General features: G+C 71.8%; 15 protein-coding genes. 7 read left to right on the top strand and 8 right to left on the bottom strand.

Features of this window, described 5'->3' with window-relative positions; genetic code table 11:
• Positions 1–84: 84 nt before the first annotated feature.
• Genes egtD through egtA form a run of 4 tightly spaced genes read right to left on the bottom strand, consistent with a single transcriptional unit; the run spans position 85 to position 4,413 of the window.
• Positions 85–1,047: an L-histidine N(alpha)-methyltransferase gene (gene egtD, locus AB0D18_RS33510; RefSeq protein ID WP_362427295.1), complete on the bottom strand. Its 963-nt coding sequence runs from the start codon at positions 1,045–1,047 to the stop codon at positions 85–87.
• Positions 1,044–1,799, bottom strand: coding sequence for an ergothioneine biosynthesis protein EgtC (gene egtC / locus AB0D18_RS33505; RefSeq protein WP_362427292.1), 756 nt, complete (start codon positions 1,797–1,799; stop codon positions 1,044–1,046). The genes egtD and egtC overlap by 4 nt, the downstream gene beginning before the upstream one ends.
• Positions 1,799–3,142 (bottom strand): ergothioneine biosynthesis protein EgtB, encoded by a 1,344-nt coding sequence (gene egtB / locus AB0D18_RS33500; RefSeq protein ID WP_362427289.1) that lies wholly within the window; start codon positions 3,140–3,142, stop codon positions 1,799–1,801. Before egtB ends, egtC begins: the two co-directional genes overlap by 1 nt.
• Positions 3,139–4,413 carry an ergothioneine biosynthesis glutamate--cysteine ligase EgtA gene (egtA, locus tag AB0D18_RS33495; protein ID WP_362427286.1) on the bottom strand — a complete coding sequence of 425 codons (1,275 nt, stop codon included), beginning with the start codon at positions 4,411–4,413 and terminating at the stop codon, positions 3,139–3,141. Before egtA ends, egtB begins: the two co-directional genes overlap by 4 nt.
• Positions 4,414–4,619: 206 nt before the next feature.
• Here egtA and AB0D18_RS33490 point away from each other — a divergent pair, with 206 nt between their 5' ends.
• A complete protein-coding gene (locus AB0D18_RS33490; protein WP_362427283.1) occupies positions 4,620–5,492 on the top strand; it encodes a TIGR02452 family protein in 873 nt (290 codons plus the stop codon).
• Positions 5,493–5,542: 50 nt separating this feature from the next.
• Here the strand turns inward: AB0D18_RS33490 and AB0D18_RS33485 are convergent, their stop codons facing one another.
• The 3 genes from AB0D18_RS33485 to AB0D18_RS33475 form a co-directional block, all read right to left on the bottom strand.
• Positions 5,543–6,004 carry a type II toxin-antitoxin system PemK/MazF family toxin gene (locus AB0D18_RS33485; protein ID WP_362427412.1) on the bottom strand — a complete coding sequence of 154 codons (462 nt, stop codon included), beginning with the start codon at positions 6,002–6,004 and terminating at the stop codon, positions 5,543–5,545.
• A 123-nt stretch (positions 6,005–6,127) separates the two neighbouring features.
• A complete protein-coding gene (locus AB0D18_RS33480) occupies positions 6,128–6,823 on the bottom strand; it encodes an alpha/beta fold hydrolase (RefSeq protein WP_362427280.1) in 696 nt (231 codons plus the stop codon).
• Between the two features lie 172 nt (positions 6,824–6,995).
• Positions 6,996–8,246: an MFS transporter gene (locus tag AB0D18_RS33475; RefSeq protein ID WP_362427277.1), complete on the bottom strand. Its 1,251-nt coding sequence runs from the start codon at positions 8,244–8,246 to the stop codon at positions 6,996–6,998.
• Between the two features lie 195 nt (positions 8,247–8,441).
• Here AB0D18_RS33475 and AB0D18_RS33470 point away from each other — a divergent pair, with 195 nt between their 5' ends.
• Together AB0D18_RS33470 and AB0D18_RS33465 are read left to right on the top strand one after the other, a co-directional pair.
• Positions 8,442–9,464: a LacI family DNA-binding transcriptional regulator gene (locus AB0D18_RS33470; RefSeq protein ID WP_362427274.1), complete on the top strand. Its 1,023-nt coding sequence runs from the start codon at positions 8,442–8,444 to the stop codon at positions 9,462–9,464.
• 168 nt (positions 9,465–9,632) lie between these two features.
• Positions 9,633–10,829: a thiolase family protein gene (locus AB0D18_RS33465; protein WP_362427271.1), complete on the top strand. Its 1,197-nt coding sequence runs from the start codon at positions 9,633–9,635 to the stop codon at positions 10,827–10,829.
• A gap of 88 nt (positions 10,830–10,917) precedes the next feature.
• Here AB0D18_RS33465 and trxA read toward each other — a convergent pair whose 3' ends face one another.
• The gene (gene trxA / locus AB0D18_RS33460; protein WP_362427268.1) at positions 10,918–11,319 is read right to left on the bottom strand and encodes a thioredoxin; all 402 of its coding nucleotides are present in this window, start codon (positions 11,317–11,319) and stop codon (positions 10,918–10,920) included.
• Positions 11,320–11,444: 125 nt separating this feature from the next.
• On the opposite strand from trxA, the gene AB0D18_RS33455 reads away from it, so the two are divergent.
• The 4 genes from AB0D18_RS33455 to AB0D18_RS33440 all read left to right on the top strand — a co-directional run bounded on the left by AB0D18_RS33455 (position 11,445) and on the right by AB0D18_RS33440 (position 16,638).
• Positions 11,445–12,896, top strand: coding sequence for an NAD(P)/FAD-dependent oxidoreductase (locus AB0D18_RS33455; RefSeq protein ID WP_362427265.1), 1,452 nt, complete (start codon positions 11,445–11,447; stop codon positions 12,894–12,896).
• A 250-nt stretch (positions 12,897–13,146) separates the two neighbouring features.
• Positions 13,147–14,172, top strand: coding sequence for an L-threonine 3-dehydrogenase (tdh, locus tag AB0D18_RS33450; RefSeq protein WP_362427262.1), 1,026 nt, complete (start codon positions 13,147–13,149; stop codon positions 14,170–14,172).
• A gap of 361 nt (positions 14,173–14,533) precedes the next feature.
• Positions 14,534–15,727, top strand: a complete 1,194-nt coding sequence (locus AB0D18_RS33445; RefSeq protein ID WP_362427259.1) for a glycine C-acetyltransferase — start codon at positions 14,534–14,536, stop codon at positions 15,725–15,727.
• Entirely contained in the window at positions 15,724–16,638 is a 915-nt protein-coding gene (locus tag AB0D18_RS33440) for a LysR family transcriptional regulator (RefSeq protein WP_362427256.1), read from the top strand. The genes AB0D18_RS33445 and AB0D18_RS33440 overlap by 4 nt, the downstream gene beginning before the upstream one ends.
• Positions 16,639–16,676: the final 38 nt, after the last annotated feature.

The following is a 16,676-nucleotide window of genomic DNA, read 5'->3' as shown; positions in this document are numbered from 1 at the left end:
GCAGGCCGCCCGGCCCCACTCGACGGACTGGCGGCCCGGTGGACGGAAGTCTCCTGGGCCCTGCGGCCCGGTGGACGGTGGTTCCTACCCGGGGGCGGACAGCGACAGGGCGAAGCGGCCCGCGCTGTCCGTCCACCAGTGGCCCAACTCCATTGCGGCGGCCGCCAGTTCGCTCCGTACGCCCGCCTCGCGGAACTTCGCGGACACCTCGGTGCGCAGCTCCTCGCCCGCAGCGAAGGTGACCGCGAGGTCCAGCTCCCGTACCTTCACCGTCAGCGCCGAGCGGGCCCGCAGCCGCATCTCGATCCACTCCTGCCGCGGGTCCCAGTGCGCCACGTGGTCGAAGTCGTCCGGGTCGAAGTCCGCGTCCAGTTCACGGTTCAGGACGGTCAGGACGTTCTTGTTGAAGGCGGCCGTCACCCCCGCCGTGTCGTCGTAGGCCGCGACGAGCGTGGACTCGTCCTTCACCAGGTCCGTGCCGAGCAGCAGGGCGTCCCCCGGCTGCAGCATCGACCGTACGGACTTCAGGAACACGGCACGCTCTTCGGGAAGCAGATTGCCGAGCGTGCCGCCGAGGAAGGCCACCAGCCGCGGCCCCGGCGTGCCCGGCAGGGCGAGCCCGCGTGTGAAGTCGGCGATCAGTGCGTGCACGGAGAGGTCGGGACGCTCGGCCAGGAGGCCTTCCGCGGCGAGAGCGAGCGCACTCTCGCTGACGTCCACGGGTATGTAACTGTGCAGGCCCGGGAGGGCGTCGAGGAGGATCCTGGTCTTCTCCGACGACCCGGAGCCCAGCTCCACCAGCGTGCGCGCCTGCGTGGCGGCGGCGACGTCCCGTGCACGAGCGCGCAGGATCTCCCGCTCGGCACGCGTGGGGTAGTACTCGGGGAGCCGGGTGATCTCCTCGAACAGTTCGCTGCCGCGCGCGTCGTAGAACCACTTGGGCGGCAGCGACTTGGGACCGCGGCCGAGCCCCTGGAGCACATCGGTGCGCAGATCGGCGTCGGTGGAGTTCACGGGGAGGGTACGGGTCACGAGGTACGGGCTCACGCGGCGGGCTCCTTGAGCGGGGTCAGCAGGACGTCGGTGCGGGTGGCGGCGAGCAGGGTGCGGTCGGGGACCTCCACCCAGTGCGGGTCGTCGTCGTACGGTTCGGAGGCGACCACCGTGCGGCGGCCCGGCTCCGCCAGGTACCAGAGGGTGTCGCCCCAGGCGGTCGCGGTGACCGTGGTGCCGTCGGTGAGCAGCAGGTTGAGCCGGGACCCGGGCGCTGCCCCCGCCACCTCCAGCACCGTCTCGGCGAGGGCCTGGCCCATCTCGTCGCCGGCCCGCAGCCGGTGCAGGACCAGCGCCCACACCAGGGCGGAATCACAGCGCGCCTCCAGGGTCAGCAGCTCGGCGGCGGGCAGGACGGCGGCGAGTCCCGCCATCGAGGCCGGCCAGCCGGGCAGTGACCCGTTGTGGCTGAACAGCCAGGGACCCGAGGCGAACGGCGCCGCCGCGGCCTCCCCGTCGGCGCCCGGCTCGGTGGCGTCCCGCACTGCCGCCAGCAGCGCCCCCGACCGTACGACCCGGGCCAGATCGGCGAAGTTGGTGTCGGCCCACATCGGGCCCGTGCGCCGGTACCTGGCGGGCGTCGGGTCACCGTCGGCATACCAGCCGACCCCGAAACCATCGGCGTTGACCGAGCCGTGCTTCTGCAGCCGGGGCTCCCAGGCCTGGTGATAGAGACCGCGCAGGGGCTCGACGACGACCTCCCGCAACGGCAAATCAGGACCGAGGAAAGCGAGATGACGACACATCAGAACTCTCCTTCCGAGGCGTCCCGAGCGGTGCGGAACCCGGCGAAGATCTGCCGCCGCACCGGAAGGTCCCAGTTGCGGAAGGTGCCCCGGCACGCCACCGGGTCGACGCCGAAACAACCGCCGCGCAGCACCTTGTGTCCCGGGCCGAAGAAGACTTCCGAGTACTCGCGGTACGGGAACGGGGCGAACCCCGGATAGGGCAGGAAGTCGCTCGACGTCCACTCCCACACGTCGCCGATCAACTGCCGTACCCCCAGGGGTGATTCACCGGCCGGATACGCCCCGACGGGCGCCGGGCGCAGATGGCGCTGGCCCAGGTTGGCGCGCTCCGGGGTCGGGTCCGCGTCGCCCCACGGATAGCGCATCGAGCGGCCGGACGCCGGGTCGTGCCGGGCCGCCTTCTCCCACTCGGCCTCCGAAGGCAGCCGCCGGCCCGCCCAGCGCGCGTACGCGTCCGCCTCGTACCAGCTGACGTGCAGGACCGGCTCGTCGAGCGGCACGGGCTCGGTCGCACCGAAGTGCCGCCGCAGCCACTGGCCCCCCTCGCACCGCCAGAACAGCGGTGCCGTCAGGCCGTGTTCGCGGACCATCGCCCAGCCGGCCGCCTCCCACCAGCGCGGCTCCGTGTAGCCGCCGTCCTCGACGAAACGCAGATACGCCCCGCACGAGACCGGAGTCGTGTCGACGTGGAAGGCAGGTACGAACGTGGCGTGCGCGGGCCGCTCGTTGTCCAGCGCCCACGGCTCCACCGAGGTCCCCATCGTGAACGGGCCGCCGGGGACCAGGACTTCACCCGGCAGAAGTGCCGCACCGTCGGGCGCGGACGGCGGCGGGGGAGCGGTCAGCGCGGTGGGCCCGCGGCGGAGCTGATGGGTGATCAGCATCGTTTCGTCGTGCTGCTGCTCGTGCTGGGCCACCATCCCGAACGCGAACGCGTCGTACACCAGCGGAGCGCCGCGCAACGGACTGCGCTCCAGCACGTCCAGGGCCCTGCCGCGCACCTCGGCCGCGTACGTCCGGGCCTCGGCGGGGGCGAGCAGCGGCAGCGTCGGACGCGCGGAACGCGGGTGCTCGAAGGCGTCGTACACCGAGTCGATCTCGGGCCGCATCGCGTCACGCCCGGCGACGTTGCGCAGGAGCCACAGCTCCTCCTGGTTGCCGATGTGCGCCAGGTCCCAGACCAGCGGGGACATCAACGGCGAGTGCTGGGCGGTCAGTTCGGCGTCATCGATGCAGGAGGTGAGCAGTTCGGTACGGGTCCTGGCGGCGGTCAGCGCCTCGACGGCGCGGCTGCGAAGCCCCGCGGAGTCCACGTCCTGGGGCTGGGCGGTGTCCTTCATCGAAGAGGTTCCTCCAGATCGAGGTCGAGCAGGTCGTCGGCGGGGCAGCGGCCACGGGACACATAGCGTTCGATGTACGAAGCGACCGCGTCCCGCACCGGCTCCGTCGCACCCAGCCGGGGCAGCGCGTCGAGGGCGGCGGCGAAACAGATCACGGCGGCGGCGTGCAGCTCCGGGTCCGACAGGCCCTCGCGGGCGGCGGTCTCCCACAGCGGGTTGTGCGGCGCGGGCCCCGAACCAGCGGTCTCCGCAAGGGGCTTGACGGTGCGATAGGCGATCTCCGTCGCCTGCGCGTCGTCGAAGAGCGCCGCCGTCACGGCGAGCGGCACCAGCCACCCGTCCTCACCGGGCTGCGCGTCGATCATCCGCAGCTCCAGGTGCCCCTGCGGCCTGACCGGCGGGAACAGCGTCGTGAGGTGATAGGCGAGATCGGCGCGGTCCGGGGCGCGCGGCTGCCGGCCGCGCGTCCAGTCCCGGAAGGTCAGCCCCTCCGGCACCTCCCAGGGTTCACCGTCCCGGGCCCGTACGCACATCACCGGGGCGTCCAGGACCCGCTGTGCCCACGCGGCACGCGGCTCGGCGCCGGACGGCGGGGCGAGCGTACGGCCGGGCTCGATGCCGGACCAGAGGGCCTGCCTGTGGGAGCGCCAACCCGTACGAACGCCTTGCGCATAGGGGGAGTTCGCGAACGCGGCGAGCAGTACCGCACCCAGCAGATGGGCCAGCAGCCAGCGCCGCCCGAGCCCCAGCGGGCCCGGCTCCTCGTGTCCGGCGTCCACGCACACCTGGACCGAGGCCGAGGTGCACATCATGGCGAGACCGGAAGGACCCGCCCGGTCGAGGTAGCGCTCCATGGCCTCGTACCGGGGTTCCCGCAGGAAGCGGCGCGGCGCCTGCCAGGGGTCCTGGCCGAATCCGGCCAGAGCGAGCCCCTGCGCGTGCAGGGCGCCGCGTACGGCGGTCAGATCGGCGGAGACGGAGTCGATGACTTCCGTGAGAGAGGGGGCGGGCAGTGAGCTGAGCTCCAACTGGCCGCCGGGTTCGACGGTGAGGGCCGACCGCAGCGGCAGCGAGCGTGCGGCGGCATGGGCCGCTTCGAGGCGGCCGGGGGAGACGGGCAGGTGCGGCGTGTGCAGGTCGTGGACGAGCCATTCGAGTTCCGCCCCGACCATCCGGGGTGGGCCCGTCTTGAAGCAGATACATCGCAGCAGGTCCGCCGCCTCGGTCTCGGCGATGGGCGGCCCGCCCTCGGTGAACCGGTCTGTGGACATGGTCGGTTCCTCCTCCTCGAAGCTCCATGACTGTGCCCGGTGTGCGTGTCCCGGCCGGCCGGGCCGGGGCACAGCAGACCACCCAAGCGACTGTCGGGGCATCGCGCAAGAGGCATCTTTTGGCCGTGACGGGGTGACGGCCGGGTGCGGCGGCGCTCCTGCAAAACCCTTTGCGCCGAAGGGGATGCGCGGCGGAAGATCATCCGGTGAGTGCACGACTGCGCGGGATCGCGCGAGAAACGGAAAGCATCGTCGCCGCCGGGAAGTACGTCTGCCCCGAGGGCCGGGACGTGTCCATCGCCGCGGACACGGCCGCCGCAGCGGCCGGCACACGGATGTACGGGCCGGAGCCTGTGCCTGTGCCTGTGCCGGAGCCGGTTCCTGTGCCTCTGCCTGTGCCTGTGCCTGTGGCGGACGGTGGAATCCTTACGGGCACCGTCTTCGAAGTCACCGGCGAGAGCAGCACCGAGGCGGCCCGCCGCCTGACCGGCGAGGCCCCCGACCCGGTCGCCGTCCTGTGCTTCGCCTCGGCCCGCAACCCGGGCGGCGGCTACCTCAACGGCGCACAGGCCCAGGAAGAGGCGCTCTGCCGCGCCTCGGCGCTGTACACCTGCCTGCTGCGAGCACCGGAGTTCTACGCCCACCACCGCGCCGAACGCGACGTGTTCTACACCGACCGCGTAATCCACTCGCCCGGCGTTCCGGTCTTCCGGGACGACCGCGGACGGCTGCTCTGCGCCCCGTACAAGGCGGGATTTCTCACCTCGCCCGCCCCCAACGCCGGGGTGATCCGGCAACGGGAGCCGCAGGAGGCCGGGCGCGTCCCGGCCGTGCTCGCCTCGCGGGCGGAGCGCGTCCTGGAGGTGGCGGTGGCCTGCGGCTACCGGCGGATCGTCCTCGGGGCGTGGGGCTGCGGGGTCTTCATGAACGAACCCCCGGTGGTGGCAGGGGTATTCAGGGACCTGCTGACCGGCGACGGGCGGTTCGCCCGCCACTTCGACCGGGTGACCCTCGCGGTCCTCGACCGTACCGGCGGGGGCCCGGCCCTCGCGGCGTTCCGTACGGCCTTCGCCGCCTGAAGCGCCGTCGGCCGGACCCCCGGTACGTACAGCAGAGGACTCCGGTACGGTCAGCCGCGCCAGCCGTAGCGCTCGCCGAGCCGCTGCGCCACCTGGTCGAACCGGGGCCGGTCCAGCGCACACGCCTCGCGCCGCATCCCGTCCTCGTGCACCCGCAGCACCCGGTCCAGGTCCACCCACGACTCGCGGCCCGCGCTGTCCCACGGCCCCGAACCGATCGGCAGCCACTCGCGGTCGTGGTCGTGCCGCTTGCTCGACAGCCGCACCGCCAGCAGCGTGCCCGCCTCCTCGCGGGCCACCACGAGCACGGGGCGGTCCTTGCCGCGTCCGTCGTTCTCCTCGTACGGCACGAAGGTCCACACGATCTCGCCCGGGTCGGGATCGCCGTCGCGCTCGGGGGCGTACTCCATCCGCACCGGGCCGATCTCGTGCGGCTCGGCCTCGGTCGTCGCGCTCGGACCACTGCTGCCGGGCAGGTCGGGCCGGAAGTCAGGGTCCTTCGGGTTGTCCACTGAAGTCGTCACGCGCCCAGGGTAGGGGGCAGTCTTCAGAGGTACGGGGCTGTACCGATATGCGGCTCCGCCGTGTGGGCGCGACCAGCCACGGCACTCCTGCACGACGCCCCCGGGAAATGACTAGATCCAGCCATCCAGCGACGACATGAAACCGTCGAAGTCGTCCCGCTGAATGGTGTGGCCGGCGCCCTTGACCGTACGGACGTCGAAGCCGCGCCCGCGCAGCAGCTCCGCCCGCTCCTCGTTGATGAGCATGCTCGGGTCGGCCAGCTGCACCAGCGACGGAACGACCGGCTTCGCGGGCAGCAGGTCGCGGTCCCGGAGACCGGCCAGGCCGAGCGCCGACGCCTCGTCCCACAGCGCCAGGGTCGCCACCTCGATGTCGACGTCCGCCTCGTCCCAGCGCGGGTTCAGCCCGGCGATGTGCTGCCGGGGGAGCGACTTGAACTGGGCGAAGACCTCGGGGCCCGCGCCCCCGGGCAGCTCCAGGTGCCACGCCGGGTCGGAGTACACCGCACGCGCCGGACGCAGCCGGTCCACGGCGAGGGACAGGACGAGCCCGCCCAGCGAGTGGCCGACGGCCAGTTCGGCGCCCGCAGGAAGCGTCTCGACGAGGTCGTCTGCGAAGTCTTCCGGGGTGTAGGAGTCGGCGCGCCCGCTGAGGCCGTGGCCCCGCAGGTCCACCGCGATGACGCGGTAGCCCTTGCCCGCCAGCGCGGGACCGACGGTCCGCCAGGCGCGGTGGTCGGCCATGATGCCGTGGATGAGGAGGGCGGTGCGGTCGCCCTCGCCCCAGGTGTGGGTGTTCAGCTGCACGACGAAGTGCCTTTCTCGGTGGTGCGGGTGGGGCCTTGTGAGCCGGGGGCCGTGCGGGGCAGTCTGCCAGCGGACTTTCGACCGGCGGACGGCCGGTCAGCGGACGGCTGGGTGGCGGACGGCTGGGCGGCGGGCCGTCCGCCGAAGGGCCGTCCGCCGACCGGCGTGCCGGTCAGCGCACGCTGCGGATCGGGCGCACCGCGAGGGCGCCCAGTACCGAGAGCACCGCCGCGACCAGGAAGAGCGCGGTGTAACCGCCGCTGAGCTGCACGACCAGACCGGCGACGAACGGGGCGGCGATCTGCGGCCCCGCGTTGGCGACGTTGAGGATGCCCATGTCACGGGCGGCGTCCTCGGACTTCGGCAGCACCATCGTCACCAGCGCGGTGTCCACGGCCATGTAGCAGCCGAAGCCCAGGCCGTTGATCGCGCCGAAGACCAGCATCGCGGTCCAACTGGTCGAGAGGGCCGGGAAGATCATGGCGACGGCGGCCAGCATCGCGGAGACCCCGACGAACAGCTTGCGGCGGTTGTACTTGTCGGACAGCCAGCCGCCGAGGACGGTGGAGACCACCGATGCGGCGGAGTTGACCATCGTCAGGATCGCCGCGGCGGACGCCGGATCCATCCCGGCGGGCAGCTTCGTGTGGTCCTGGAGGATGTACAGCTGGAAGCCGAGGACCCCGAAGTAGCCGAGTATCAGCAGCGCCCGGCCGATGAACGCCCAGCGGAAGTCGTGGTTCGCCAGCGCACTGGCGAAGGACGTGAACTGTTCCTTGAACGGCACCGGGGGCTTGCCCGGCCGGCGCTCCTCACGGGCACACAGGGTGAACAGGACGGCCGCGGCCGCCACCAGCGCGCCGAACAGCAGGTACCCGGTGCGGTAGCTGTCCGAGAACGCCGCACCGATCAGGGCGCCGACGGTGGAGCCCAGCGGGATGCCGAGGCCGACGGCCGCCGACGCCTTGCCGCGCGAGGCGAGCGGGACGCGGTCCGGAACCACCGAAGTGAGCGCTGCCTGGTAGAAGTTCATCGCCGCCTGGCCGAGGCACCAGACGATCGTCACGAGGAGCACGGTGTTGACGCTGCCCAGCAGCGCCATCACCCCGAGGGCGGCGACGCCGCCGCCCAGGATCCACGGGTTGCGGCGCCCGGAGCGGTCGGACATCGCGCCGGCGATCGGGTTGAAGATCGTGGCGAAGACCGCGGACACACCGGAGACGACGGTCATGTTGCTGACCTTGTGCGCCTCGTCGATGCCGGCGACCTGCATCGCCAGCACGAAGCCGGGCACGCCGATGTAGAGCGCGTACATCACGGTGTTGCCGACGAGCAGCAGGGGGAGCAGCCCTCGGGTCGGGGCGGCTGACGGGGCGGAGTCGGTGCCGGCTGCAACGCCGGTGCCGGGGGAGGAAAGGGCCACGCTGCCCTCCAGGGTGAAATGAGCGGCGAATGGGATGAGGAGAGAGCTCTGCCCGCAGAGTGGAGAAGGGTTCTGCCGGGCGCTCCGAGAGCGAAGGTGACACGTGTCAGTGACCCGTGTAAACGCTTTGTAGCACCCAATTCCGGCCAACCGCTAGACCCTGTGCCGCACTCGTCTGGAAAGATGCCGAACGCGATGAGCCAGACACCGAAGAAGTCAGCCGACCAACCCGTCCCCACCAGTACAGATGTCGCACGCCTGGCAGGCGTGTCGCGCGCCACGGTCTCGTACGTCCTGAACAACACCTCGGCCGTACGGATCAGCGAGCCGACCCGCCGCCGGGTCCGCGAGGCCGCCGAGGAACTCGGCTACGTCCCGCACGCGGCCGCCCGCAGTCTGCGCGCGGGCCACACCCGCATGGTCCTGCTGCCGACCGCGCACATCCCCGTCGGCCCGCTCTACGGCCAGTTCTTCAACGAGCTGCACTGGGCGCTGCGCAACCTCGACTACACGGTCGTGCAGTACGGCAGCCTCGGCCTCACCGGTGACGAGGCGGCCCGCGCCTGGGCCGAACTGCGGCCCGTGGCCGTGGTGTCGCTCGGCGAGATCACCCTGAGCGCGCGCGGCGTGCAGCTCCTCAAGAGGTCGGGGGCCAAGGCCGTCATCACGCTGGGCCCGCAGCGCGTCGAGGGCGCCCACTCGCTGGTGATGGACCAGCGCGAGGTCGGCGTCGCCGCCGCCGAGCACCTGCTGGCGCGCGGCCACCGCCGCATCGGCGCCGTCGTCCCGGAGGAACCCGGCCTGGAGCTCTTCTCCAAGCCGCGCCTGGCGGGCCTGCGCAAGGCGGTCGCCGGCACCGGCGCGAGCGTCGAACCGCTGGGCATGCGGTACGACGAGGAGTCGGCGGCGGCCCTCGCGGCCCGCTGGCGCGACCTGGGCCTGGACGCGGTGTTCGCGTACAACGACGAGTACGCACAGCTCCTCATGAGGGCGCTCCAGGACGCGGGCATCGACGTCCCCGGCGAGGCCGCGGTCATGGGCGCCGACAACCTCCTCATGGGCAAGCTCCTGCGCCCCAGCCTCAGTACGGTGCGACTGGAGATGCCGCCCGGCCAGTACCTCGCGGACCTGGTCGACCGGCTGGTGCAGCACCCGTCGGACCAGGTGGAGAACAGCGACCTGATGGGCGCGCACGCGGTGCCGCGCGAGTCGAGCTGAGACATCGGGGTCAGAGGGTGTCCCGCCGGGCGTTGACAGCCGACGGGACGCGGAACAGACTCGGGCGCGGGTGATCAAGGACGATCACAGGCGGTCGTACGGAGGGGAGAACCCGGTATCGGTTCGGAGCCTTCGGTGCGAACGCCCTTGAGCCGGAGGAGAGTTCCGATGCCCACGAGCATCCGTGACGTCTACGTCGTCGACGCCGTCCGCACGCCGATCGGTAAGTTCGGGGGCGCGCTCGCGGGCGTACGCCCCGACGACCTCGCCGCCCATGTCGTGCGGTCCCTGGTCGCCAGGACCCCGGACCTCGACCCGGCCCGGATCGACGACGTGTACTTCGGCGACGCCAACGGCGCGGGCGAGGACAACCGTGACGTCGCCCGCATGGCGGTCCTGCTCGCCGGGCTGCCCGTCACCGTCCCCGGCGTGACGGTCAACCGGCTCTGCGGGTCGGGCCTGGAGGCCGTGATCCAGGCGGCCCGCGCGATCGCCCTCGGCGACGCGTCCGTGGCGATCGCGGGCGGCGTCGAGTCGATGTCCCGCGCCCCCTGGGTCCTGCAGAAGCCCGAGCGGGCCTTTCCCGCCGGTCACCAGCAGCTGCACTCCACGACGCTGGGCTGGCGGATGACCAACCCGCGGATGCCGGCCGAGTGGACCGTCTCCCTCGGCGAGGGCGCCGAACTCGTCGCCGACAAGCACGGAATCGGCCGGGCGGAACAGGACGCCTTCGCCCTCGCCAGCCACCACAAAGCCGCGGCCGCGTGGGCCGCGGGGCTCTACGACGGCGAGGTCGTGCCGTACGAGGGCGTCGACCTCCTGCGCGACGAATGCATCCGGGAGTCCTCGACCCCTCAGACGCTGGGCCGGCTGAAGCCGGTCTTCCGTACGGACGGCACGGGCACGGTGACGGCAGGCAATTCCTCGCCGCTCAACGACGGGGCGGCGGCCCTGCTCCTGGTCGACGAGGAGGGGCTGCGGGCCACCGGACGCGAACCGCTCGCCCGTATCCGTACCTCCGCGGTCACCGGCATCGCACCGGAGCTCTTCGGGCTCGGCCCCGTCGAAGCGGTCGACCGGGCTCTGGGCAAGGCGGGCCGGAGCTTCGCCGACCTCACCGTCTTCGAGCTGAACGAGGCCTTCGCCGCCCAGTCGCTCGGCTGTCTCGCCGCCTGGCCCGAGCTCGACCCCGCCGTGGTCAACCCGCGCGGTGGCGCCCTCGCCCTCGGACACCCGCTCGGCGCCTCAGGCGCACGCCTCGCGGGATCGGTCGCCCACCAGCTGGCGGCGGCGGGCTCGGGCACCGGTCTTGCCGCGCTCTGCATCGGGGTCGGTCAGGGGCTGGCGCTCGTACTGGAGCGCTGAGCACGCACCGGACACGGGAGTGGGCACCGCCTCCATGAGGCGGCGCCCACCGGCGCGTCGCAGGACGCGCTTCACAGGGGTACGGGGTTCAGCCCGCTTCCTTCTGCTCCCCGGCGGCCTCAGGGGCCCCGGTCTGCGCGTCCTCGATCGACTTGCGCACCTCGTCCATGTCCAGGTTGCGGGCCTGGCCGATGACGTCCTCAAGAGCCGCCTCGGGCAGCGCGCCGGGCTGGGCGAACACCGCGACGTTCTCCCGGACGATCATCAGGGTCGGGATCGACTGGATCTCGAAGGCGGCCGCCAGCTCCTGCTGGGCCTCGGTGTCGACCTTGGCGAAGACCAGGTCCGCGTGACGGTCGGAAGCCCCTTCGTAGACCGGCGCGAACTGACGGCAGGGGCCGCACCACGACGCCCAGAAGTCGATCAGGACGAAGTCGTTGTCGGTCACTACGCTGTCGAAGTTCTCTTTGGTCAGCTCGACAGTGGCCATGTTGTGCTCCTCTTCCGTCATTCCGGGCGTCACCGTCACCGCACAACGGTGCACGGCGCCGCCCTATTCCGTCGGTCCGCCTTCCCCTGTGGTCACGGCGCACACCATCCAGCAGACTGAGTTTCATGACAGCTGCCACAGAAACCGAAGCAGGCCGGGAATCCACCGAGTACGACGTCGTGGTGCTGGGCGCGGGCCCGGTCGGCGAGAACGTCGCGGACCGGGCCGCCGCAGCCGGGCTGAGCGTCGCCGTCGTCGAGTCGGAGCTGATCGGCGGCGAGTGCTCGTACTGGGCGTGCATGCCCAGCAAGGCGCTGCTGCGCCCGGTCACCGCACGCGCCGACGCCCGCCGCGTACCCGGGCTTGAGCAGGCCGTCCAGGGTGACCTCGACGTACCGGCCGTCCTCGCCCACCGCGACTACTACACCTCGAACTGGAAGGACGACGGACAGGTCGGCTGGGTGGAGTCGATCGGCGTGGCGATCCACCGCGGCCACGGCCGCCTCGACGGGCCCAGGAAGGTCACCGTCGAGGCCCCCGACGGCGGGCGGACGACGCTCACCGCCCGGCACGCCGTGGCCGTCTGTACAGGCACCAGGGCCGTCGTCCCCGACCTGCCCGGCATCGCCGGCGCCAAGCCGTGGACGAGCCGCGAGGCGACCAGCGCCAAGGAGGTGCCCGGCCGGCTGGTGGTCGTCGGCGGGGGAGTGGTCGGCGTGGAGATGGCCACCGCCTGGCAGGCGCTCGGCTCACAGGTCACCGTTCTCGTACGGGGCGAGGCCGGGCTGCTGCCGAGGATGGAGCCCTTCGCGGGCGAGCTCGTCCGCGAGGCCCTCGAAGAGGCGGGCGCCACCGTACGTACCGGAGTGTCGGTCTCCGCGGTGGAGCGCGACGGAGCGACGGTCACCGTCACCCTCGACGGAGGCGAACAGCTCGAAGCCGACGAGATCCTCTTCGCGGTGGGCCGCGCGCCCCGAACGGACGACATCGGCCTGGACACGGTCGGCCTCAAGCCGGGGTCCTGGCTGAGCGTCGACGACAGCTGCCGGGTGACGGGCTCCGACTGGCTGTACGCGGTGGGCGACGCCAACCACCGGGCGCTCCTCACCCACCAGGGCAAGTACCAGGCCCGTATCGCGGGCGGGGCGATCGCCGCACGGGCACAGGGCCGCCCGGTGGACGAGGCCCCCTGGGGAGCCCACTCGGCGACCGCGGACCACGCCGCCGTCCCCCAGGTGGTCTTCACCGACCCCGAGGCGGGCTCGGTCGGCCTGACCCTCGCGGAGGCCGAACGGGCGGGCCGCAGGGTGCGGGCCGTCGACTACGACATGGCGTCCGTCGCCGGAGCGGGCCTCTACGCCTCCGGCTACAAGGGCCGCGCCCGCATGGTCGTCGACCTCGACACCGAGACCCTCATCGGCGTCACCTTCGTCGGCCCCGCGGTCAGCGAACTGGTGCACTCCGCGACGGTGGCCGTGGTGGGCGAGGTGCTCCTGTCACGGCTGTGGCACGCGGTTCCTTCGTATCCCACGATCAGCGAGGTGTGGCTGCGGCTCCTGGAGACGTATCGCGGATGACCGCGGCCCACGCGGGTGTGCGAATGAAGCTCGGCTTGGGGGCCACTTAAGAAATCCTCGATGGACGCGGCCCGCGCGGATCGGCAGATTGGAGCCCGCAAGCGATCACCATGGGACTCCCACGGACGATCACCATGGGACAGCCATGGACGATCACCATGGGACGGCCGTGGACGATCACCATGGGACAGCCATGGACCGGCGCCGCCTCACCGCGTGCCGTCACGCCCTACCGCCTGGAGCCACAGCCATGAGAGCACTCGTCAAGCACAAGGCCGAGCCGGGGCTGTGGCTCATGGACGTCCCCGAGCCGGAGACCGGCCCCGGCGACGTGCTCATCAAGGTGCTGCGCACCGGCATCTGCGGCACCGACCTGCACATCCGCAACTGGGACGGCTGGGCGCAGCAGGCCGTCACCACGCCCCGGGTGCTCGGCCACGAGTTCGTCGGCGAGGTCGCGCACGTCGGTGCGGACGTCTCCGACATCGCGGTCGGCGACATCGTCAGCGGCGAGGGCCACCTGGTGTGCGGCAAGTGCCGCAACTGTCTGGCCGGCCGCCGCCACCTGTGCCGCAGCACGATCGGTCTCGGCGTCGGCCGCGACGGTGCCTTCGCCGAGTACGTGGCGCTGCCCGCCTCCAACGTGTGGGTGCACCGCACCAAGGTCGACCTCGACGTCGCGGCGATCTTCGACCCGTTCGGCAACGCCGTGCACACCGCGCTGTCCTTCCCGCTGGTCGGCGAGGACGTACTGATCACCGGTGCGGGCCCGATCGGCATCATGGCCGCCGCCGTCGCCAAGCACGCCGGCGCCCGCAGCGTCGTCATCACCGACGTCAGCGAGCCCCGCCTGGAACTGGCCCGCCAGGTCGGCGCCACCCTCGCCGTCAACGTCGCGCAGAGCAGCATCAAAGAGGCGCAGGCCAAGCTCGGCCTCAAGGAGGGCTTCGACATCGGTCTGGAGATGTCCGGCCGCCCCGAAGCCATGCGCGACATGGTCGACAACATGACGCACGGCGGACGCATCGCCATGCTGGGCCTGCCCGCCGAGGAATTCGCCGTCGACTGGTCGAAGATCGTCACGTCGATGATCACCGTCAAGGGAATCTACGGCCGCGAGATGTACGAGACCTGGTACGCGATGACCGTCCTGATCGAGGCCGGCCTCGACCTGCGGCCCGTCATCACCGGCTCGTACGGGTACGAGGACTTCGAGGCCGCGTTCGACGAGGCGGCGACCGCCCGCAGCGGCAAGATCATCCTCAACTGGGCTTGATTTTTTTAAGGCTCGGTTCGCCTCCGGGGCTGTTCTTCTGAGGCTCGGTTCGCCTCCGGGGCGCCCGAGCGGACGTCGACGGTCGACCGTGCTCGGCTGCTCGTACCTCACAGCCTGCGCGCGCTCTCCCTTTTTTCGAGGCTCGGTTCGCCTCCGGGGCGCTCAAGCGGACGTCGACGGTCGACCGTGCTCGGCTGCTCGTACCTCACAGCCTGCGCGCGCTCTCCCTCTCGACGTCCGCGCGCCCCTTCGGCTCACTCGCCACGGCCCCCGCGAGACTGGGCTCCTCCGCCCCACTCGCCGAGCTCCACCAGACACTGAACATCCCGCACCGCGACCTCCACCTCCAAGGGAGCCCCTCATGTACGCGTCCGTCCGCGACGACCTCCGTGCCACCCTCGACGAGATCCGCGAAGCCGGGCTCTTCAAGCCCGAGCGCGTCATCAGCAGCCCGCAGAGCGCCACCGTCGGCGTCACCACCGACGGGCAGGCCGCGGACGTCCTCAACTTCTGCGCCAACAACTACCTCGGCCTCGCCGACCACCCCGAGGTCGTCGCCGCCGCCAAGGACGCCCTGGACCGCTGGGGCTACGGCATGGCGTCCGTCCGGTTCATCTGCGGCACCCAGGAGATCCACAAGGAGCTGGAGGCCCGCCTCTCGGCCTTCCTCGGCCAGGAGGACACGATCCTCTACTCCTCCTGCTTCGACGCCAACGGCGGCGTCTTCGAGACCCTCCTCGGCCCCGAGGACGCCGTCATCTCCGACGCCCTCAACCACGCCAGCATCATCGACGGCATCCGCCTCTCCAAGGCCCGCCGCCACCGCTACGCCAACCGCGACCTCGCCGACCTGGAGAAGCAGCTCCAGGACACCCAGGACGCCCGCCGCCGCCTCATCGTCACCGACGGCGTGTTCTCCATGGACGGCTACGTCGCCCCGCTCGCCGAGATCTGTGACCTCGCCGACCGCTACGACGCCATGGTCATGGTCGACGACTCCCACGCGGTGGGCTTCGTCGGCGAAGGCGGCCGCGGCACCCCGGAACTGCACGGCGTGATGGACCGCGTCGACATCATCACCGGCACCCTCGGCAAGGCACTCGGCGGCGCCTCCGGCGGATACGTCGCCGCCCGCGCCGAGATCGTCGCCCTGCTGCGCCAGCGCTCGCGCCCGTACCTCTTCTCCAACTCCCTCGCCCCGGTCATCGCCGCCGCCTCCCTCAAGGTCATCGACCTGCTGGAATCGGCCGGGGAACTGCGCGAGAAGCTCGCCGCCAACACCTTGCTGTTCCGTACGAAGATGACCGAGGCCGGCTTCGACATCCTGCCCGGCGACCACGCCATCGCACCGGTCATGATCGGCGACGCCGCCGAGGCGGGCCGCATGGCGGAGCTGCTCCTGGAGCGCGGCGTGTACGTCATCGGCTTCTCGTACCCGGTCGTCCCGATGGGCAAGGCACGCATCCGCGTCCAGCTGTCCGCCGCGCACTCCACCGCCGACGTCGAGAGGGCGATTGCGGCGTTCGTCGACGCTCGGGCGACACTGGCTGGGTGATCGACCCCAGACGGCTTCGCATTCTGAGGGCCGTGGCGGACCACCGTACGGTGACCGCCGCGGCCTCCGCGCTGTACCTGACCCCCTCCGCCGTGTCCCAGCAGCTCAACGCGCTGGAGCAGGAGACAGGGCACACCCTGCTGATCCGCAGTGGCAAGGGGGTGGAGCTCACCGCCGCGGGCGAGATCCTGCTCGCCCACACCCACGCCGTACTCGCCCAGCTGGAACGCGCGGAGGCGGAACTCGCCGACTACGCGGGCGGCGTCGCCGGCGAGGTCACGGTCGCCTCGTTCGCCACCGGCATCGCCGAAGTCGTCGCCCCCGCCCTCGGCCGCCTCGCCACCGGGCACCCCGGCATCATGATGCGCGTGTGGGACGCCGAGGGTGACGAGAGCCTGCCGCTGGTCCTCGGCGGCAAGGCCGACGTGGCGGTCGCCGTCGAGTACCGGGGCGCACCCCGCGAGGACGACCGGCGCCTCTCCCGCGTACCGCTGTACGCGGAACCCTTCGACGCCGTGCTGCCCGCCGGCCACCCCCTGTGCGCGGAAGAGAAGGTGGCCCTCTCAAGGCTCGCCGACAGCGACTGGATCGGGCCCTACCCCGGCAACCCGTGTCATGACATGGTCCTGCTCGCCTGCGAGCTCGCGGGCTTCCAGCCGCGCCTCAAGCACTCCTCCGACGACTTCCACGCGGTGGTCGCCCTCGCGGGCGCCGGCGCGGGGGTCGCCCTCGTCCCGCGTTCCGCCCTGCGGGGCATGGAGCTGAAGGACGCCGTCGTACGCCCCGTGGAAGGGCCCGCCGCCACCCGCAGGGTGTTCGCCGCCGTACGCCGCGGCGCGGAGGACCATCCGCTGATCCGGCCGGTGCTCGACGCCCTCGTCGCTTCCACGGGCGGTCTCTCCACCGGATGAAGGCACGTCAACCCGCGGGTGCGAGAGGCCCGTGGGGG

The organism is Streptomyces sp. NPDC048442, assembly GCF_040651475.1.
Lineage (GTDB): Bacteria > Actinomycetota > Actinomycetes > Streptomycetales > Streptomycetaceae > Streptomyces.
The sequence above is the reverse complement of the archived record's forward strand: the minus strand, read 5'-3'. Positions and strand labels throughout refer to the sequence as shown.

Bases quoted from the DNA above. Each gene is read 5' to 3' on its own strand.
- AB0D18_RS33455 (WP_362427265.1), top strand. From the start codon at position 11,445: ATGACAGCTGCCACAGAAACCGAAGCAGGCCGGGAATCCACCGAGTAC.
- egtA (WP_362427286.1), bottom strand. From the start codon at position 4,413: ATGTCCACAGACCGGTTCACCGAGGGCGGGCCGCCCATCGCCGAGACC.
- AB0D18_RS33465 (WP_362427271.1), top strand. From the start codon at position 9,633: ATGCCCACGAGCATCCGTGACGTCTACGTCGTCGACGCCGTCCGCACG.
- trxA (WP_362427268.1), bottom strand. From the start codon at position 11,319: ATGGCCACTGTCGAGCTGACCAAAGAGAACTTCGACAGCGTAGTGACC.
- egtB (WP_362427289.1), bottom strand. From the start codon at position 3,142: ATGAAGGACACCGCCCAGCCCCAGGACGTGGACTCCGCGGGGCTTCGC.
- egtC (WP_362427292.1), bottom strand. From the start codon at position 1,799: ATGTGTCGTCATCTCGCTTTCCTCGGTCCTGATTTGCCGTTGCGGGAG.
- tdh (WP_362427262.1), top strand. From the start codon at position 13,147: ATGAGAGCACTCGTCAAGCACAAGGCCGAGCCGGGGCTGTGGCTCATG.
- AB0D18_RS33470 (WP_362427274.1), top strand. From the start codon at position 8,442: ATGAGCCAGACACCGAAGAAGTCAGCCGACCAACCCGTCCCCACCAGT.
- AB0D18_RS33445 (WP_362427259.1), top strand. From the start codon at position 14,534: ATGTACGCGTCCGTCCGCGACGACCTCCGTGCCACCCTCGACGAGATC.